We start from the raw sequence: 19,044 nt of genomic DNA, 5'->3' as shown, positions 1-19,044 counted from the left end.
TGGGGCCTCGAACTGGCTCACGGGGGAGGGGCTCGGGGTGCCGCTGCGCAAGGACGACCCGAAGTCGGTCGGTGGTTACCGGCTGCTGGACCGGCTCGGCGCCGGCGGCATGGGCGCCGTCTACCGGGGCAGATCGCGGTCCGGCCGCGAGGTCGCCGTGAAGGTGGTTCACGCCCAGTACGCCGAGGACCCCGTCTTCCGGACCCGTTTCCGCCAGGAGATCGCCGCCGTCCGCAAGGTGAGCGGCGTCTTCACCGCGCCCGTCGTGGACGCCGACCCGGACGCCGAACGCCCCTGGATGGCCACCCAGTACGTGCCCGGCCCCTCGCTCGCCGCGCGGATCCGCGACGAGGGCCCGCTGAACCGCACCGAGTTGCGGCGGCTGGCGCTCGGCCTGGTGGAGGCGCTGCGGGACATCCATCGCGCCGGGGTCGTCCACCGCGACCTCAAGCCCGCCAACGTGCTGATGGCCGACGACGGCCCCCGGGTCATCGACTTCGGCATCTCGCGCGCGGCCGAGAACCACAACACCCTCACCGAGACCGGCCAGATGATCGGCACCCCGCCGTTCATGTCCCCGGAGCAGCTGACCGACGCCCGCTCGGTGGGCCCGGCCTCCGACGTGTTCTCCCTGGGCGCCCTGATCGTCTTCGCCGCCACGGGCCGCGGCCCCTTCGACGCGGACAGCCCCTATCTGACGGCGTACCGGGTGGTGCACGACTCCCCGGCCCTGGACGACGTGCCGGACCTTCTGCGCCCGGTCCTGGAGCGCTGCCTGGCCAAGGACCCCGGGGAGCGGCCGGGGCCGGGCTCCCTGGCAACCGGGTTCATGGCCGCGCTGCCGGGGACCGGTGACGAGGAGGCGTCCACGGTCCGGCTGCGCGCCGACGAGCTGGCCGCGGTGCGGACCCGGCCCGCCGGGGCCCCCGACACCGGCTCGGACGCCCTGTCCGCCTCGGAGCCGCCCGCCCGGCGCCGGGGCCGTGCCCGCAGGCTGTGGGCCGTGTCCGGGACCGCCGTCGCGCTCGCCCTCGGGCTGACGGCCTACGTCCTCTCAGGCCCCGGGGACGACGGCCGCCGGGAGGGCACGGACGTCGCCGCGTCCTCGCGGTGGGCCGCCCCGCCGGACGGCTGGCTGCCGTGGCAGACGACGGTGGAGGCAACAGCGGCGAGCGGGGTGAGGCGGGCGTCCGACGTGGCCGGGCTGGGTGGCTTCTCCGCCCCGCGGTGTGCGGCGCACGGGAACGCCGTGTTCTGCGCGGGCGACGGGACACTGCCCCTGCGGATCGACGCGTCCACCGGGCAGGTCGTCTGGCGCGCCGACGGGGTGCCGTCCGCCCAAGGAAAGGGCGGGTTCGGCTTCTCGGTGCTCGGGGTCGTGGACGGCACGGTGGTGGTCGAGCAGCAGTACCTCCCCAGCCAGGACGGAGAGATCCGGACCTCGGTCAGCGCCCTCGACGCGCGCACCGGAAAGCGCCTGTGGCACCGCGGCCTGAATGCCGGTCAGGCCCGCGCCCACCTCCACGGCGACCTCGTGGTCGTCCCGGACGACGACAGCGGCCGGACGCTCGTCGCCCGCTCGGCACGCACCGGCGCCGAGCGCTGGACGGCCGCGCTGCCGGAAGGGCAGTACTGCAACTGGGCGGGCTCGGGCACCGACGTGCCCCTTGTGTGCGGGCCGGGCGACGCGCCCGCGGAGCACCATGTGCTCCTGACCCTGGACGGAACCGACGGCACGGCGCACACCGCCGAGGCGCCCTACGACTCCGTGCCCCTCGGATCGTTCGACGGGCGCGTCCTCCTGCTCGACCGGTCCGAGGACGAGGAGAGGGAGGCGTACACGCGCATCCGGCTGGTCGACACCGGCACGGGCCGCTCCACGACGACCCGGCTCGCGCACGAGCTGGAGGGGGACGTGACGCTCGCGGACGGCGTCCTGTGGGGCACCTCGTCCTCCGGCCGGCTCACCGCGGTGTCGGCCCGGACCGGCGCCCGGCTGTGGACCACCCGGACCAGCCTGGAACAGCCTTCCGGCGTCACCCACGATCCGCGGGCCCGCGTGCTCTACCTTTCCACCGCCGGCGGCCGGGTCGCCGCCCTCGACGCCACGAAGGGGACCCCACTGTGGGAGACCCTGCCGCGCGCCCGGCGGGCGGAGAACCTGGGCCGGGAGTCGGCGCAGGTGCTGCTGCACGACGGCGCCCTGGTCGTCAGCACGTCCGAGGGCGGTCTGTTCTCGCTGGACCCCGCCCACCCCGACCGGGAACCCGTGCCGGGGTGAGGGCGGGGCGGCCGGCTACGGCAGCGCCAGCATCCGCTCCAGGGCCAGCTTCGCGAAGGCCTCCGTCTCCTTGTCCACCTCGATGCGGTTGACCAGGGTGCCCTCGGCGAGGGACTCCAGCGCCCACACCAGGTGGGGGAGGTCGATGCGGTTCATCGTCGAGCAGAAGCAGACCGTGCGGTCGAGGAACACGATCTCCTTGTCCTCGGAAGCGAAACGGTTCGCCAGGCGGCGGACCAGATTCAGCTCGGTGCCGATGGCCCACTTGGAGCCGGCCGGGGCCGCCTCCAGCGTCTTGATGATGTACTCGGTCGAGCCGACGTGATCCGCCGCCGCCACGACCTCGTGACGGCACTCGGGGTGCACCAGGACGTTGACGCCCGGGATGCGCTCACGGACCTCGTTCACCGAGTCCAGGCTGAACCGGCCGTGCACCGAGCAGTGGCCGCGCCACAGGATCATCTTCGCGGCGCGCAGCTCCTCGGCGGTCAGACCGCCGTTCGGCTTGTGCGGGTTGTAGACGACGCAGTCCTCCAGCGACATCCCCATGTCCCGCACCGCCGTGTTGCGGCCCAGGTGCTGGTCGGGGAGGAAGAGGACCTTCTCGCCCTGCTCGAACGCCCAGTCCAGGGCCCGCTTCGCGTTGGACGAGGTGCAGATCGTGCCGCCGTGCTTGCCGGTGAAGGCCTTGATGTCGGCGGAGGAGTTCATGTACGAGACGGGGACGACCTGCTCGGCCACCCCGGCCTCGGTCAGCACGTCCCAGCACTCGGCCACCTGCTCGGCGGTGGCCATGTCGGCCATCGAGCAGCCGGCCGCGAGGTCCGGCAGAACCACCTTCTGGTCGTCGCCGGTGAGGATGTCGGCGGACTCGGCCATGAAGTGCACACCGCAGAAGACGATGTACTCGGCCTGCGGGCGCGCGGCCGCGTCCCGCGCCAGCTTGAAGGAGTCGCCCGTGACGTCGGCGAACTGGATGACCTCGTCACGCTGGTAGTGGTGGCCGAGGACGAAGACCTTGTCCCCGAGCTTCTCCTTGGCCGCGCGGGCGCGCTCCACGAGGTCCGGGTCGGACGGCGAGGGGAGGTCGCCGGGACACTCCACACCACGCTCGCTCCTCGGGTCGGCCTCACGGCCGAGGAGCAGCAGGGCGAGGGGCGTCGGCTGGACGTCGAGCTCCGGGGTCTGGGCGGTGGTCACGACACGCACCCTTTCTGTTCTGGCGACTTCTCGTCGAAATGACGCTATCTATCATAACCGGTTCACGTCACTTTGACGATGGCCATAGCGTCCATGTGACGTGAATCTAGGCGGCCGCCCGTCCCTTCCCGTCGGGCCCCGACAAGGGACTGTTTCCGCTCCGCACGGCGTGTGCGAGCATGAAGAGCGAGGCGAGGAAATCACGCGCCCGGCCCGGAATGAATCCGCGGTCCCGCCGGTTGCAACCGTCGGCAAGCAGTCTCCGTACAACCCGGGAGAGATGTAGATGTCCGTATCGGACGAGACCACCACCGTCACCGACGGCATCGTCCTGACCGACGCCGCCGCGTCCAAGGTCAAGGCCCTGCTCGACCAGGAAGGCCGTGACGACCTCGCCCTGCGCGTCGCCGTCCAGCCCGGCGGCTGCTCCGGCCTGCGCTACCAGCTCTTCTTCGACGAGCGTTCGCTCGACGGCGACGTGGTGAAGGACTTCGGCGGTGTGAAGGTCGTCACCGACCGCATGAGCGCCCCGTACCTGGGCGGCGCCACCATCGACTTCGTCGACACCATCGAGAAGCAGGGCTTCACGATCGACAACCCGAACGCCACCGGCTCCTGCGCCTGCGGCGACTCCTTCAGCTGAGCGGACCGCTCGGTCCGGAGTACCGGTCCCGAACATGACGAAGGCGGCGGCCCCGTGGACACGGGACCGCCGCCTTCGTCGTACGCGCCCGGCGGTCAGCGGGTGCGGGGCGCCGGCAGGCGGGCGCCCTCCTTGTGCAGCGGCACCGCCTCGCCCCGCGCGTCCACGACCTCGCGGTCGCCGAGCGGCGCGTCCAGCCGCACCGTCTGCTGGTACTGCTTGGCGATCATGATGCACACCTTGTCCGGCCAGGGCGTCTCCGTCACCTTCACCGTGACCCGGCCGCCGCTCTCGCTCGCCGTCGCCGCGTAGTCGGCGCACACACCGCCGGAGAAGGTCACCGTGAGCTCGTCGCCCTCGGCGGTGTAGCCCTCCACCGCGACGTCCCTGGAGGCCGGCGCCGACGTCGGCTCGTCACCCGGCCGTGAGGGCCGCTCGCCCGGCCGCTCCCCGGACCCGGTCGGCGAGGCGAGGAACGAGGGGGCGACCGCGGGGTGCGTCACGGTGAACGGACTGTCCGAACCCGCCGGCCGCACCTCGAACAGCCAGGACGGCACCAGCGCGGGCCGCCCGTCCACCGAGTGCGCGGCCAGCCCGAACACCGCGTCGTCGACCGAGACGGTGTCACCGGCGGGCTTCGCGTCCGGGGCGCACGGCTCCTCCCGCTGCTGCCCGTCCTCCAGCGGTACGGGGGTGGCGCAGCCGCCGATCTCCACCCGGTCACCGGCGCCGGGAGCGCCGTTCATCGAGGCCAGCGCCTCCTCGGCGCTCACCACGGGGTAGGTGTCCCCCTTCACCGGCTCCGCGAGCCGGCCGCTGCCGCCGACCACCTCACCGCCGGCGCCGACGACCACCCCGGTCGTCCAGCCGTACGTCGGCAGCCCGCCGACCACCGGGTCGGCGTTCACCACGCGCCTGCCGTCCAGCAGCTGGCTCGCGTCCAGCTTGGCCTCGTCCTGGCCCACGGCCTTGAGCACCGGCGCGGCGGCCTTCTTCGCGGCGGCCTCGCTCACCGCGGGACCGCCGGTGCCGGACGGTGCCTTGCAGGTCGCGCCCTTGCAGTTGTCGCCGCCGGGGATGTTCCGGCTGAACGTCCAGGTGCCCGGGGCCTGTGTGTCGACGCGCAGGGTCGGTCCGGAGCCGTCCTGGCCGCCGATCCGCCACGAGGCGCCCTCGGCGACCGGCCGGCCCTCCATGCCCAGCGCCTTCGCCAGCGCGACCACCTGGTCCTCGGTCACCTGGCCCCGCGCGTGGAACACCGGCGCCGTGTCCGGGCCCTCGGGAAGCGTGCCGTCGGCGCGGTAGGTGGCGCCGTAGGGGTTGGGCTCGCCCGGTGCGATGCCGTTCGGGCCGCTCTCGGAGAAGCCGTCCAGGGCGAGCGGCGGGGGAGTGGGGTCACCGTTCGCCCCGGGAGTCGTACCGGCCCCCTTGTCCTCACCGGCACCGGCCGCGAGGTACGCCCCACCGCCGCCGACCAGCAGCACGGCGGCGGCGACGGAGGCGACCAGCACGGGAGACCGCCGCCGGCCGGTGGCGGTGTCGGGGCGGCCGTGCGCGTCGTGCGATCCCCCGACCACGGGTTCGTCGTCGCCCGCCCCGGCCCCGGCGGAGTCGGCCCCCGGCGCGTCGGATGCCCGGGCGTCGCCCGTGCCCGTCGCGCCGGGCTCCTGGCCCGCGGTCGGCTCCTCCGCCCTGCCGGTGCTCGCACCAGGGCCTGCGGCTGCCGCGCCGGGCCGACGGGACTTCTCGGAACCGGGCGGCCGGTCCCCGTCGCTCGCGGTGGAAACGGCGGCTGCCGGGTCGGGGGCCTCCGCGTCGGGGGCCTCCGCATCGGAAGGCAGGGCCTCAATCGGGCCCGCGCCCGCGGCGGCCGCACCCGCGGTGGCCGTCCCGGCTCGGCCGAAGTCCCCCCCGCCGCCGGACTCCACCGTCCCGTCCGCGGTCGCCTCCGCCCGGGACACAGCGGGCCCGGCCCCCGGTTCCGGCTCCTTCGGCCGGCCGGCCGGCCCGTCCTCACCCGTTCCGGTCCCCGTGGCCGCGGTGCCCGCGCTCCCCGGTTCGGCCGCCTCGGTCCCCGCGGCCTCGGAGGCCGAGGAAGCCCGCGCGGGACCGTCGGAGGGCGCGGAGTCGGAAACACCGCGATCCGGTGCGTCCGCCCGCGCCCGCGCCCGCTCCGGCTCGCGCTCCTGCGGTGCGCCCCCGGTGTCGGGCGCGTCGCCCGGGGCGGGGCGCGGCTCGTCGTCGTGGTCGGGTCGCTCGGTGTTCACCGCATCGCTCCTTCGCCTGCACAGCTGTCCCATGCGGACCCTGCCCGGTCGCACCGGGGTCGCCGAGGGTTCGTGTCCCGCATCCCCTCTACGGGGGACAGCGATGGGACGTAGTGGGGGAGCGCGCGGTTCCCCGCGCCCGCTCAGTCGCCGTAGTCCGACATGGCGTCGAGCAGCCGCGCGGACGTGGACGGCACGCTCACGCCGTGGATGAGGGAGGGGGACACCGGCCGTGCCGCCGCCCGCTCGGGGACCGACCAGTGCGGGACCATCCGGGCGCAGTCGCCGCGCAGCGAGGTCAGGCCGCCCTCGAGGTCGGCCGGAGCGGTGCTGTGGACCTTGATGTTCGTCATGTCGGCACCGTATGCACGCCGGAGGTCGCGAAGAAAGAGCTACTATCGGGTAGTTTCGGCTGCTTCTACGGGCCGTTCACACCCGGTAGCGTGAAGTGTCAAACCGCCTCCCTCAGGAGAATCCACGCCGTGCGCATCGCAGTCACCGGCTCCATCGCCACCGACCACCTCATGACCTTCCCCGGCCGGTTCGCCGACCAGCTCGTCGCGGACCAGCTGCACACGGTCTCGCTGTCCTTCCTGGTCGACAACCTCGACGTGCGACGCGGCGGGGTGGGCGCGAACATCGCCTTCGGCATGGGCCAGCTGGGCACCCGCCCGATCCTGGTCGGCGCCGCCGGCTTCGACTTCGACGAGTACCGTGCCTGGCTGGAGCGGCACGGCGTCGACACCGACTCCGTCCGCATCTCCGACACGCTGCACACCGCCCGCTTCGTGTGCACCACGGACGCCGACCACAACCAGATCGGCTCCTTCTACACGGGCGCGATGAGCGAGGCGCGGCTGATCGAGCTGAAGACCGTCGCCGACCGCGTGGGCGGCCTCGACCTGGTGTCCATCGGCGCCGACGACCCGGAGGCGATGCTGCGGCACACCGAGGAGTGCCGTTCCCGCGGCATCCCGTTCGCCGCCGACTTCTCCCAGCAGATCGCCCGCATGAGCGGCGAGGAGATCCGGATACTGCTGGAAGGGGCGACCTACCTCTTCTCCAACGAGTACGAGAAGGGGCTCATCGAGACCAAGACCGGCTGGAGCGACGAGGAGATCCTCGCCAAGGTCGGCCACCGGGTCACCACCCTCGGCGCCCGCGGCGTGCGGATCGAGCGGGCCGGCGAGCCGGTGATCGAGGTCGCGTGCCCCGACGAGGAGCGCAAGGCCGACCCCACCGGCGTCGGTGACGCCTTCCGCGCGGGCTTCCTGTCCGGTCTGGCCTGGGGCGTCCCGCTGGAGCGTGCCGCGCAGGTCGGCTGCATGCTGGCGACGCTCGTCATCGAGACCGTCGGCACCCAGGAGTACCAGCTGCGCCGCGGCCACTTCATGGAGCGCTTCACCAAGGCCTACGGCGACGACGCCGCGAACGAGGTGCGCCGGCACCTGAGCTGACCCGGGTCAGGACAGCCGGCGGACCACATAGGCCGCGCCCCGGTCCGCCGGCTGCTCACCGACGTACTCCTGCCCGCGCATCTCGCACCACGCCGGGATGTCCAGCCGGGCCGCCTCGTCGTCCGCGAGGACCCGCACCAGGCCGCCCACCGGCACTTCGCCGATCACCTTGGCCAGCTCGATCACCGGAACGGGGCAGCGGCGTCCCAGCGCGTCCACCACCAGCGCCTCGTCCCGCTCCGAGGCCACCGCGTCCGTCCGGGACACCGGCGCGCCGAGCTTCTCCCGCACCCCGGCCACCACCTCCGGCAGCACGGTGAGGAACCGTTCGACGTCCTCCTCCTTCGTGCCCGGCGGCAGCGAGACACGCACATTGCCCTCGCTGAGCACCCCCATCGCCTTCAGCACATGGCTCGGCGTCAGGGTGCTGCTGGTGCAGGACGAGCCGGACGACACCGAGAAGCCGGCCCGGTCCAGCTCGTGCAGCACCGTCTCCCCGTCGACATAGAGACAGGAGAAGGTGACGACGCCCGGCAGCCGCCGCTCCGGGTCGCCGACCACCTCCACGTCCGGCACCACGCCCGGCACCCGTGCCCGGATCCGCTCCGTCAGCTCCCGCAGCCGGGCCGCCTCGCCTGCCGCCTCCGCCCGCACCGCCCGCAGCGACGCCGCCGCCGCCACGATCGCCGGCAGGTTCTCGAACCCGGCCGCCCGCCCCGGCTCCCGCTCGTCGTGCGGACCCAGGGGCGCGAACCGTACGCCCTTGCGCACCACCAGCAGTCCGACCCCCGACGGTCCGCCCCACTTGTGGGCGCTCGCCGCCAGCAGCGACCAGTCGCCCTCCACGCGTCCCCAGCCCAGCGACTGGGCCGCGTCCACCAGCAGCGGCACCCCCGCCGCCCGGCACGCCTCCGCCGTGGCGGCCACCGGCTGGACCGTGCCCACCTCGTGGTTGGCGGACTGCAGACAGGCCAGCGCGGTGTCCTCCCGCAGCGCCCGCGCGTACCCGGACGGGCTGACGGCACCCGAACGGTCCACCGGGACCTCGGTGACCGTGCCGCCGCCCGCCCGGTGAACTTCCGCCGCATGGAGGACAGACGAGTGTTCGACCGCTGACACGATCAGGTGATGCCCGGTGCGCCGCCTGCCCGCCAGCGCACCCGCGATCCCCGAGTGCACGGCCGCGGTGCCGGACGGCGTGAACACCAGCTCGTCCGGGCGGCAGCCCACCGCCTCGGCGGCCGCCTCCCGAGCGGCGTCGAGCAACAGCCGAGCCCGCCGCCCCTCCTTGTACAACCGCGCCGGATCCGCCCACCCTTCGTCCAGAGAGGCCATCAACGCCTGACGGGCGACGGGATGAAGAGGGGCACCGGAAGCGGCATCGAAGTAGGACACACGGCAACGCTAACCCCCTCAGGGGCGCGGGGAACTGCGCGATCGACCATGACGACGCCGCAGCCGCCACGACGCCCGTACCCCCGGATGATGAGGCGCTCGACGTAACCCGCGGCGCGTACGGCACCCCTCCCCGCGACCCCTCGGAGAGCGTCGGCTAGGGTTTGGTCCGCATAAACATCCAAACCCCTGCCCGACGCAGGGCGGCGACCGACCAGCGAGAAGGCCAGGCCGCAGCCGAACAGCGCGGGCGAGACTCTCGGGAAGGCGCTACGTGAGTCCCAACGGCTCCGACCTCCCCCACGGCCTGGAAGGCGTGGGCGGTACCCCCAAGCCGCGGCGCCCGATGCGGCGGAAGCTGCTGCAGGCACTGACCGCGGGCCTGGTCCTGGCGACCGCCACCGGTTGCACATGGGAGGACTTCCCCCGCCTCGGCATGCCCACCCCCACCACGGAAGAGGCCCCGAGGATCCTCTCCCTGTGGCAGGGGTCCTGGGCGGCCGCGCTCGCCGTCGGCGTGCTGGTGTGGGGCCTGATCCTGTGGAGTGCTTTCTTCCACCGGCGCAGCCGCACCAAGGTCGAAGTACCTCCGCAGACCCGGTACAACATGCCCATCGAGGCGCTGTACACGGTGGTCCCCCTCATCGTCGTCTCGGTGTTCTTCTACTTCACCGCCCGCGACGAATCCGAGCTGCTGAAGCTCGAGAAGAAGCCCGACGTCACGGTGAACGTGGTCGGCTTCCAGTGGAGCTGGTGCTTCAACTACGTCGAGAACGTCGAGGGTTCCACGGGCGACGCCAAGACGTCCAAGGAACTCGACCCGATCCCGGACCGCTACAAGGAGGCCTTCCCGGCCGACGCCGGCGGTGTCTACGACTGCGGCATCCCCGGGACCCGGAACCCGCAGACCAACAACCCGGGCCCCACCCTGTGGCTGCCCGAGGGCAAGCGGGTCCGCTTCGTGCTGACCTCGCGTGACGTCATCCACTCCTTCTGGGTGGTGCCGTTCCTGATGAAGCAGGACGTCATCCCGGGCCACACCAACGCCTTCGAGGTGACCCCCAACCGTGAGGGCACCTTCCTGGGCAAGTGCGCCGAACTCTGCGGCGTCGACCACTCCCGGATGCTGTTCAACGTGAAGGTCGTCTCCCCCGAGCGGTACGAGCAGCACCTGAAGGACCTCGCGAAGAAGGGGCAGACCGGCTACGTGCCCGCGGGCATCGAGCAGTCCGGCCCTGAGAAGAACCGGGAGTCGAACATCCTGTGAGCATCCTCAACGAACCCCAGGGTGCCGCGGCAGCAGGGTCCCACTACGAGGACGAACTGCCGGTCAGGCGCCAGAGCCGTGGCAACGTGGTGGTCAAGTGGCTGACCACCACGGACCACAAGACGATCGGCACGCTGTACCTGGCGACGTCGTTCGCGTTCTTCGTCATCGGTGGCGTGCTCGCCCTGGTGATGCGCGCCGAGCTGGCCCGCCCGGGCCTGCAGATCGTGTCGAACGAGCAGTTCAACCAGGCGTTCACGATGCACGGCACGATCATGCTGCTGATGTTCGCGACGCCGCTGTTCGCCGGCTTCGCGAACTGGATCATGCCGCTGCAGATCGGCGCGCCCGACGTGGCGTTCCCGCGGCTGAACATGTTCGCCTACTGGCTCTACCTGTTCGGCTCGCTCGTCGCGATCGGCGGTTTCCTCACGCCCGACGGTGCCGCCGGCTTCGGCTGGTTCGCCTACTCGCCGCTGTCGGACGCGGTCCGCTCGCCGGGCCTGGGCGCCGACCTGTGGATCATGGGTCTGGCCTTCTCCGGCTTCGGCACGATCCTCGGCTCGGTCAACTTCATCACCACGATCATCTGCATGCGCGCTCCCGGCATGACGATGTTCCGCATGCCGATCTTCACCTGGAACGTGCTGCTCACCGGTGTGCTGGTGCTGCTCGCCTTCCCGGTGCTGGCCGCCGCGCTGTTCGCCCTGGAGGCGGACCGCAAGTTCGGGGCACACATCTTCGACTCGACGAACGGCGGGGCGTTGCTCTGGCAACACCTCTTCTGGTTCTTCGGTCACCCAGAGGTGTACATCATCGCGCTGCCGTTCTTCGGCATCGTCTCCGAGATCATCCCGGTGTTCTCCCGCAAGCCGATGTTCGGCTACATGGGTCTCATCGGCGCGACCATCGCGATCGCGGGTCTGTCGGTGACGGTGTGGGCGCACCACATGTACGTCACGGGCGGTGTGCTGCTGCCGTTCTTCTCCTTCATGACCTTCCTGATCGCGGTCCCGACCGGTGTGAAGTTCTTCAACTGGATCGGCACCATGTGGAAGGGCAGCCTGTCCTTCGAGACACCGATGCTGTGGACGCTGGGCTTCCTCATCACGTTCACCTTCGGCGGTCTGACCGGCGTCATCCTGGCCTCGCCGCCGCTGGACTTCCACGTCTCCGACTCCTACTTCGTGGTGGCGCACTTCCACTACGTGGTGTTCGGCACCGTGGTGTTCGCGATGTTCGCCGGATTCCACTTCTGGTGGCCGAAGTTCACCGGCAAGATGCTCGACGAGCGGCTCGGCAAGATCACCTTCTGGACGCTGTTCATCGGCTTCCACGGCACCTTCCTGGTCCAGCACTGGCTGGGTGTCGAGGGCATGCCGCGCCGGTACGCGGACTACCTCGCCGCGGACGGCTTCACCGCCCTGAACACGGTCTCGACGATCGCCTCGTTCCTGCTCGGCATGTCGCTGCTGCCGTTCTTCTACAACGTCTGGAAGACGGCCAAGTACGGCAAGCCGGTCGAGGTCGACGACCCGTGGGGCTACGGCCGTTCCCTCGAGTGGGCGACCTCCTGCCCGCCGCCCCGGCACAACTTCCTCACCCTGCCGCGGATCCGCAGTGAATCCCCGGCGTTCGACCTGCACCACCCGGAGATCGCCGCGCTCGACGAGCTCGAGAACGCCGGTCACGGCGAGAAGGCCCTCTCCGGCGGCAAGGAGGCCGGCAAGTGAAGATCCAGGGCAAGATGTTCGTCTGGCTGAGTGTCTTCTTCCTGGCCATCGCCGTGGTCTACGGCCTCTGGTCGAAGGAGCCGGTCGGCACCACCGCCCTCGTCCTGGCCTTCGGCCTGAGCATCATGATCGGCTTCTACCTGGGCTTCACGGCCCGGCGGGTCGACGTGGGCGCCCAGGACAACAAGGAGGCGGACGTCGCCGACGACGCCGGCGAGGTCGGGTTCTTCAGCCCGCACAGCTGGCAGCCGCTGGCCCTGGCCGTGGGCGGCGCCCTGGCCTTCATGGGCGTGGCGATCGGCTGGTGGCTGATGTACTTCTCGGCGCCGATCCTGCTGATCGGCCTGTGGGGCTGGGTCTTCGAGTACTACCGCGGTGAGAACCGCACCCAGTAGCACGCCGCGAGGCACCCGGGAGCCCGGACACTCCGTCAGGAGGGTCCGGGCTCCCGCGTTTGCCGCATCCGCCTCACCCGTTCGGTCCGCCCGGTGAGCCGGTGCCGCCCCGGCTCCCTAACGTGAGGCCATGAGAGACACAGAGTCCCCCCGGACCGGCCGCCGGGGCCCCCGGGCCCGCCTCATCGGCTGCACGCTGCTGGTGACGGCCCTCGGCGCGGGCGTCACCGGCTGCTCCTCCGACGGCAGCCCGCTGTCCGCCGAGCCGTACGACGCGGCGGACCAGATCTCCTTCAGCGGCTCCCTCGACGAGGGCAAGCCCGCCGACCCCGACAAGCCCCTCGAGATCGTCGCCGAGGACTCCGACGGGCGCATCACGGACGTCATCGCCGTGGACGCCGCCGGACGCCGTCTGGCGGGCGAACTGGCCGCCGACGGCAGCCGCTGGCACAGCACCACCCCGCTGGCCGCCGACGCCCAGTACACGGTCCGCGTGAGCACCGAGGACGAGGACGGCAGGCCCGGCCGCAAGGTCCTCACCTTCACCACCGGCAAGCCCGGCGCCGCCAAGCGCCTGGGCATCACCTTCGGCCCCGAGGCGGGCACGTACGGCGTCGGCCAGCCGCTCGTCGCGGAACTCAGCGAGCCGGTCAAGGACCGGGCCCAGCGGGCCGTCGTGGAGCGGGGCCTGAAGGTCGACTCCACGCCCGCCGTGACCGGCGCCTGGCACTGGGTCGACGACAAGAAGCTGCACTTCCGGCCCAAGGACTACTGGCCCGCCCGGGCCACCGTCCAGGTGCGCAGCAACCTGGAGGGCATCAGGATCGGGGACCGGCTCAGGGGCGGCGCGGCGAAGCCGCTGACGATCCGCACCGGGGACCGGGTGATAGCCCTCACCGACGCGGCCACGCACCGGCTGACGGTCTACAAGAACGACGAGGAGATCAAGCAGATCCCCGTCACCACCGGCAAGCCCGGCTTCGAGACCCGCAACGGCGTCAAGGTGGTGCTCGCCAAGGAACGCTTCGTACGCATGCGCAGCACCACCGTGGGCATCGCCGAGGGCTCGTCCGAGTCCTACGACCTGGATGTGCACTTCGCCACCCGGGTGACCTGGAGCGGCGAGTACGTGCACGCCGCCCCGTGGTCCGTCGGCTCCCAGGGCTACGCCAACGTCAGCCACGGCTGCGTGGGCATGAGCACCGCCGACGCAGAGTGGTTCTTCGACACCTTCCGCCAGGGCGACCTCGTCGAGGTCGTGAACTCCGAGGGCGACACGATGGAGGCGTTCGGCAACGGCTTCGGCGACTGGAACCTGGACTGGGACAAGTGGCGCGCCGGCAGCGCCCTGACAGCCGGCGGGACGGCGCCCGACACCGGGGAGGCGGCGCGTCTGCGTCCCGCGACCGTATGAGGCCCGCGGGAGGCGTCACAGGACCGCGGCGGGGCACCGCCGCGCCGCGGCAGGGCGGCTCAGGCGCCCGCCAGGGCCTTCCGCCGCAGCAGCGAGGCCAGGGCCGACGCGAACTCCACCGGCTCCACCGGAAGCGTCACCGCGGCCTCCGCGCGGCTCCAGGTCGCCAGCCAGGCGTCCTGCGGCCGTCCGATCAGCAGCAGCACCGGCGGGCAGTTGTAGATCTCGTCCTTGATCTGGCGGCACATCCCCATGCCGCCCATCGGAACGGCCTCGCCGTCCAGCACGCACACGTCGATGCCGCCGCGGTCCAGCTCCTTGAGCACGGCCGCCGGCGTCGCGCACTCGACGAACTCCACCAGGGGCACGTCCGGCGCCGGGCGCCGCCCGGTGGCGAGCCGCACCTGCTCCCGGGTGTTGGCGTCGTCGCTGTAGACCAGCACCGTGGCGGTCGCCTGCATTGTTCCTCCACGCGTAAGAGAGAGGGCACGGCTCGGTCGGGACCCTCGGGTACCGATGGCGCGGATGCTACCCCCTCGGACCGCCCGTCAACACTGGTTCGGACACGGCTTCGAAGGGGGCTTCCATGGGCCATACGGGCAGTCCAGGAGGGGCGAACACACCGAACGGCACCCCCGGGAGTGAGGGCGGGATAAGCGACCGACATAATGTCGGCGTGGCGACAGCAACGACAGTAGACACCGGGCACGCGCACCCGTCGGTCAACCGACCGAACCTCACCAGCGTCGGAACCATCATCTGGCTGAGTTCCGAGCTGATGTTCTTCGCGGCCCTCTTCGCGATGTACTTCACCCTGCGATCGGTGACGGGACCGGAATTCTGGTCGGAGAAGGCCGACCTGCTGAACTTCCCGTTCTCGGCGACGAACACCACGATCCTGGTGCTCTCCTCGCTCACCTGCCAGCTCGGCGTCTTCGCCGCCGAGCGCGGTGACGTGAAGAAGCTCCGGATGTGGTTCATCGTCACCTTCATCATGGGCGCGGTGTTCATCGGCGGTCAGGTCTTCGAGTACACCGAGCTGGTCAAGCACGAGGGCCTGTCCCTCTCCTCCGACCCGTACGGCTCGGCCTTCTACCTGACCACCGGTTTCCACGGCCTGCACGTGACGGGCGGCCTGATCGCCTTCCTGCTGGTCCTGGGCCGTACCTACGCGGCCCGGAGGTTCACCCACGACCAGGCGACCGCGGCCATTGTCGTGTCCTACTACTGGCACTTCGTCGATGTCGTCTGGATCGGCCTCTTCGCCACGATCTACATGATCAAGTAGGCGGGCCTCATCCGCGCGCGCTGGACACAGCGCACCCAACAGAAGCATCGACGCAGAAGATCCTGACACCGGGGTAATCCGTGAAAAAGCTCTCCGCACGACGACGCCATCCGCTGGCGGCGCTCGTCGTCCTACTCCTCGCGCTGGCATGCACCGGGGGGCTGTACGCCGTGTTCGCACCCGCGGACAAGGCGCAGGCCGACGAAACCGCCCAGTCCCTCACGATCAAGGAGGGCCAGAAGCTCTACACGGTCGGCTGCGCCAGCTGCCACGGCACCGGTGGTCAGGGCACGTCCGACGGCCCCAGCCTGGTGGGCGTGGGCGCCGCGGCGGTCGACTTCCAGGTGAGCACCGGCCGCATGCCGGCCGCCACCTCGCAGAGCGCGCAGGTCCCGCGCAAGAGGAACATCTACAGCCAGGCCGAGATCGACCAGCTGGCGGCGTACATCGCCTCCCTGGGCGCCGGCCCGGCCATCCCGACGGAGGCGCAGTACGGCCCCGAGGGTGCCGACGCCGCCAAGGGCGGTGAGCTGTTCCGCAACAACTGCGCGCAGTGCCACAACTTCACCGGCAAGGGCGGTGCGCTCACGCACGGCAAGTACGCCCCGAGCCTGGACGGCGTCTCGCCGAAGCACATCTACGAGGCCATGCTCACCGGCCCGCAGAGCATGCCCTCCTTCCCCGACACAACCCTGTCGGAGCAGAACAAGAAGGACGTCATCGCCTACGTGAAGGCGGTCAACGGCGAGGACACCGAGAGCCCCGGCGGTCTGTCGCTGGGCGGCCTCGGCCCCGTCTCCGAGGGTCTGTTCGCCTGGATCTTCGGACTGGGCGCCCTGATCGCGGTCGCCGTCTGGGTCGCCGCTCGGACCGCAAAGGCCAAGAAGTCATGAGTAGCCAAGACATTCCCGAAGAGAACCTGCCCGCAGCGCAGGACACCGGCCACGGAGCGGTGAAGCTCGCCAACGAGCAGAACCCGTTCGCCGACCCCGGTTTGCCGCCGCACGAGCCGCGGATCCAGGACATCGACGAGCGGGCCGCCAAGCGGTCCGAGCGCACGGTCGCCCTGCTGTTCACGCTGTCGATGCTCGCCACCGTCGGCTTCATCGCCTCGTACGTGGCCATCCCGGTCGACAAGTCGGTCTACATCTGGCCGCTCGGTCACATCAGCGCGCTGAACTTCGCGCTGGGCATGACGCTCGGCCTGGCCCTGTTCTGCATCGGCGCCGGCGCGGTCCACTGGGCCCGCACGCTGATGTCGGACCACGAGCTGGCCGACGAGCGTCACCCGATCGAGGCCGCTCCCGAGGTCCGCGCGAAGGTCATGGACGACTTCCGCCAGGGCGCCAAGGAGTCGGTGATCGGCCGCCGGAAGCTGATCCGCAACACCATGTTCGGCGCGCTGGCGCTGTTCCCGCTCTCCGGCGTGGTGCTGCTGCGCGACCTCGGGCCGCTGCCCGAGGACAAGCTGCGCCACACCCTGTGGGGCAAGGGCAAGCTGCTCGTCAACATGAACACCAACGAGCCGCTGCGCCCGTCGGACCTGATCGTCGGTTCGCTGACCTTCGCCAAGCCCGAGGGCCTGGAGGAGCACGACCACGGCTTCCAGACCGAGATCGCCAAGGCCGCCCTGATGCTGGTCCGCATCCAGCCGGACGACATCAAGGACAAGCGCTCGCTCGAGTGGTCGCACGAGGGCATCCTGGCCTACTCGAAGATCTGCACCCACGTCGGTTGCCCGATCTCCCTGTACGAGCAGCAGACGCACCACGCCCTGTGCCCCTGCCACCAGTCCACCTTCGACCTCTCCGACGGCGCCAAGGTGATCTTCGGTCCCGCCGGTCACCCGCTGCCGCAGCTGCGCATCGGCGTGAACGACGAGGGTTACCTCGAAGCGCTCGGCGACTTCGAAGAGCCCGTCGGCCCTGCTTTCTGGGAGCGCGGATGAGTACTACGACCAGCACCGATTCCCGCTCGCGCGGGAAGGCACCGGCCGGTGAGCGGGTCGCCGACTGGGCGGACGGCCGGCTGGGGATCTACTCCCTGGCCAAGGCCAACATGCGCAAGATCTTCCCCGACCACTGGTCGTTCATGCTGGGTGAGATCTGCCTGTACAGCTTCATCATCATCATCCTCACGGGTGTGTACCTGACGCTGTTCTTCCACCCGTCGATGAACGAGGTGGAGTACCACGGCAGCTACGTCCCGCTGCAGGGCCAGCTGATGAGTGAGGCCTACAAGTCGACGCTGGACATCAGCTTCGACGTCCGTGGCGGTCTGCTCATCCGGCAGATCCACCACTGGGCCGCGCTGATCTTCGTGGCCGGCATGTTCGTGCACATGATGCGCGTGTTCTTCACCGGCGCGTTCCGCAAGCCGCGTGAGATCAACTGGCTGTTCGGCTTCCTGCTGCTCGTCCTCGGCATGTTCACCGGCTTCACCGGCTACTCGCTCCCGGACGACCTGCTCTCCGGCACCGGTATCCGCTTCATGGAGGGCGCGATCCTGTCCGTGCCGATCGTCGGCACGTACATCTCGTTCTTCCTCTTCGGCGGCGAGTTCCCCGGCGACGACTTCGTGGCCCGGTTCTTCTCGATCCACGTCCTGCTGCTGCCGGGCATCATGCTCGGCCTCGTGGTGGCGCACCTGATCCTGGTCTTCTACCACAAGCACACGCAGTTCGCGGGCCCCGGAAAGACCAACAAGAACGTGGTCGGCATGCCGCTGCTGCCGGTGTACATGGCCAAGGCCGGAGGCTTCTTCTTCCTGGTCTTCGGTGTGCTCGCGGCCGTCGCCGCGATCGCCACGGTCAACCCGATCTGGGCCATCGGCCCCTACCGGCCGGACATGGTCTCCACCGGCGCCCAGCCTGACTGGTACATGGGCTTCTCCGAGGGCCTGATCCGTGTCATGCCGGGCTGGGAGATCAACTTCTGGGGTCACACGCTCGTCCTGGGCGTGTTCATCCCGCTGATGATCTTCCCGCTGGTCCTGGCGGCCATCGCGGTGTGGCCGTTCATCGAGTCCTGGGTCACCGGCGACAAGCGCGAGCACCACATCCTGGACCGCCCGCGCAACGCCCCGACGCGCACCGCGTTCGGTGTCGCCTGGATGACGCTGTACTTCGTGCTCCTCATCGGCGGCGGCAACGACATCTGGGCCACGCACTTCCACCTGTCGATCAACGCCATCACCTGGTTTGTCCGGATCGCGTTCTTCGTCGCCCCGGTCGTGGCGTTCATCATCACCAAGCGCATCTGCCTCGGCCTGCAGCGCCGGGACAAGGAGAAGGTGCTGCACGGCCGCGAGTCGGGCATCATCAAGCGCCTGCCGCACGGTGAGTTCATCGAGGTGCACGAGCCGCTCAGCCAGGAGCAGCTGTACACCCTCACCGCGCACGAGCAGCCCCAGCCGCTCGAGCTCGGCCCGGAGGTCGACGAGAACGGCGTCCGGCGCAAGGTGAAGGCCGGCGAGAAGCTGCGCGCCAAGCTCAGCAAGGGCTTCTACGGCGAGGAGTCCCAGATTCCGAAGCCGACCGTCGAGGAGTACAAGGAGATCACGAGCGGCCACGGCCACCACTGATCCTCAAGCACTCCACCCGTCGCCACACGACAGTGAAGGGCCCCCGTCCGTTCTGCGGACGGGGGCCCTTCGCGGTGCCCGGGGCTGGATAGGGTGGGGCCGGGACCGCGCCGGTCCCGGCC

Annotated in this window: 16 protein-coding genes; 11 read left to right on the top strand and 5 right to left on the bottom strand. The window is 70.8% G+C overall.

The window, feature by feature from the left end:
- Positions 1–37: 37 nt before the first annotated feature.
- Positions 38–2,281: a PQQ-binding-like beta-propeller repeat protein gene (locus ACIF8S_RS24725; RefSeq protein WP_400001778.1), complete on the top strand. Its 2,244-nt coding sequence runs from the start codon at positions 38–40 to the stop codon at positions 2,279–2,281.
- A 15-nt stretch (positions 2,282–2,296) separates the two neighbouring features.
- Here the strand turns inward: ACIF8S_RS24725 and nadA are convergent, their stop codons facing one another.
- Positions 2,297–3,481, bottom strand: a complete 1,185-nt coding sequence (nadA, locus tag ACIF8S_RS24720; protein WP_400001776.1) for a quinolinate synthase NadA — start codon at positions 3,479–3,481, stop codon at positions 2,297–2,299.
- A gap of 286 nt (positions 3,482–3,767) precedes the next feature.
- Here nadA and erpA point away from each other — a divergent pair, with 286 nt between their 5' ends.
- On the top strand, positions 3,768–4,124 hold the full coding sequence (gene erpA, locus ACIF8S_RS24715; protein ID WP_019522019.1) for an iron-sulfur cluster insertion protein ErpA: 357 nt from the start codon (positions 3,768–3,770) through the stop codon (positions 4,122–4,124).
- Between the two features lie 95 nt (positions 4,125–4,219).
- On the opposite strand, the gene ACIF8S_RS24710 is transcribed toward erpA, so the two are convergent.
- A complete protein-coding gene (locus ACIF8S_RS24710) occupies positions 4,220–6,391 on the bottom strand; it encodes a hypothetical protein (protein ID WP_400001774.1) in 2,172 nt (723 codons plus the stop codon).
- A 143-nt stretch (positions 6,392–6,534) separates the two neighbouring features.
- Positions 6,535–6,744 (bottom strand): hypothetical protein, encoded by a 210-nt coding sequence (locus ACIF8S_RS24705; protein WP_400001772.1) that lies wholly within the window; start codon positions 6,742–6,744, stop codon positions 6,535–6,537.
- Between the two features lie 129 nt (positions 6,745–6,873).
- Between ACIF8S_RS24705 and ACIF8S_RS24700 the strand changes: the two genes are divergently transcribed.
- Positions 6,874–7,848, top strand: coding sequence for a carbohydrate kinase family protein (locus ACIF8S_RS24700; RefSeq protein ID WP_400001770.1), 975 nt, complete (start codon positions 6,874–6,876; stop codon positions 7,846–7,848).
- Between the two features lie 6 nt (positions 7,849–7,854).
- Here the strand turns inward: ACIF8S_RS24700 and ACIF8S_RS24695 are convergent, their stop codons facing one another.
- A complete protein-coding gene (locus tag ACIF8S_RS24695; protein ID WP_400001768.1) occupies positions 7,855–9,243 on the bottom strand; it encodes a cysteine desulfurase/sulfurtransferase TusA family protein in 1,389 nt (462 codons plus the stop codon).
- A 274-nt stretch (positions 9,244–9,517) separates the two neighbouring features.
- Here ACIF8S_RS24695 and coxB point away from each other — a divergent pair, with 274 nt between their 5' ends.
- The 4 genes from coxB to ACIF8S_RS24675 all read left to right on the top strand — a co-directional run bounded on the left by coxB (position 9,518) and on the right by ACIF8S_RS24675 (position 14,052).
- Positions 9,518–10,510: a cytochrome c oxidase subunit II gene (gene coxB / locus ACIF8S_RS24690; protein WP_382681993.1), complete on the top strand. Its 993-nt coding sequence runs from the start codon at positions 9,518–9,520 to the stop codon at positions 10,508–10,510.
- Positions 10,507–12,243, top strand: a complete 1,737-nt coding sequence (gene ctaD / locus ACIF8S_RS24685) for a cytochrome c oxidase subunit I (protein ID WP_024882623.1) — start codon at positions 10,507–10,509, stop codon at positions 12,241–12,243. The genes coxB and ctaD overlap by 4 nt, the downstream gene beginning before the upstream one ends.
- Positions 12,240–12,638: a cytochrome c oxidase subunit 4 gene (locus ACIF8S_RS24680; RefSeq protein ID WP_024882622.1), complete on the top strand. Its 399-nt coding sequence runs from the start codon at positions 12,240–12,242 to the stop codon at positions 12,636–12,638. The genes ctaD and ACIF8S_RS24680 overlap by 4 nt, the downstream gene beginning before the upstream one ends.
- 130 nt (positions 12,639–12,768) lie before the next feature.
- Complete coding sequence (locus ACIF8S_RS24675) at positions 12,769–14,052, top strand: Ig-like domain-containing protein (protein ID WP_400001766.1); 1,284 nt, start codon at positions 12,769–12,771, stop codon at positions 14,050–14,052.
- Positions 14,053–14,111: 59 nt separating this feature from the next.
- Here the strand turns inward: ACIF8S_RS24675 and ACIF8S_RS24670 are convergent, their stop codons facing one another.
- Complete coding sequence (locus ACIF8S_RS24670; protein WP_024882620.1) at positions 14,112–14,513, bottom strand: response regulator transcription factor; 402 nt, start codon at positions 14,511–14,513, stop codon at positions 14,112–14,114.
- Between the two features lie 215 nt (positions 14,514–14,728).
- Between ACIF8S_RS24670 and ACIF8S_RS24665 the strand changes: the two genes are divergently transcribed.
- From ACIF8S_RS24665 to ACIF8S_RS24650, 4 genes are all read left to right on the top strand, one after another.
- Positions 14,729–15,340 (top strand): heme-copper oxidase subunit III, encoded by a 612-nt coding sequence (locus ACIF8S_RS24665; protein ID WP_349793494.1) that lies wholly within the window; start codon positions 14,729–14,731, stop codon positions 15,338–15,340.
- Between the two features lie 80 nt (positions 15,341–15,420).
- On the top strand, positions 15,421–16,233 hold the full coding sequence (locus tag ACIF8S_RS24660) for a c-type cytochrome (RefSeq protein WP_400001764.1): 813 nt from the start codon (positions 15,421–15,423) through the stop codon (positions 16,231–16,233).
- Positions 16,230–17,288: a Rieske 2Fe-2S domain-containing protein gene (locus tag ACIF8S_RS24655; protein WP_349793496.1), complete on the top strand. Its 1,059-nt coding sequence runs from the start codon at positions 16,230–16,232 to the stop codon at positions 17,286–17,288. Before ACIF8S_RS24660 ends, ACIF8S_RS24655 begins: the two co-directional genes overlap by 4 nt.
- Positions 17,285–18,922, top strand: a complete 1,638-nt coding sequence (locus tag ACIF8S_RS24650) for a cytochrome bc complex cytochrome b subunit (RefSeq protein ID WP_349793497.1) — start codon at positions 17,285–17,287, stop codon at positions 18,920–18,922. The genes ACIF8S_RS24655 and ACIF8S_RS24650 overlap by 4 nt, the downstream gene beginning before the upstream one ends.
- Positions 18,923–19,044: the final 122 nt, after the last annotated feature.

The organism is Streptomyces sp. NPDC085937 (genome assembly GCF_044540535.1).
Lineage (GTDB): Bacteria > Actinomycetota > Actinomycetes > Streptomycetales > Streptomycetaceae > Streptomyces.
This window is presented reverse-complemented; position numbering and strand designations above follow the sequence as displayed.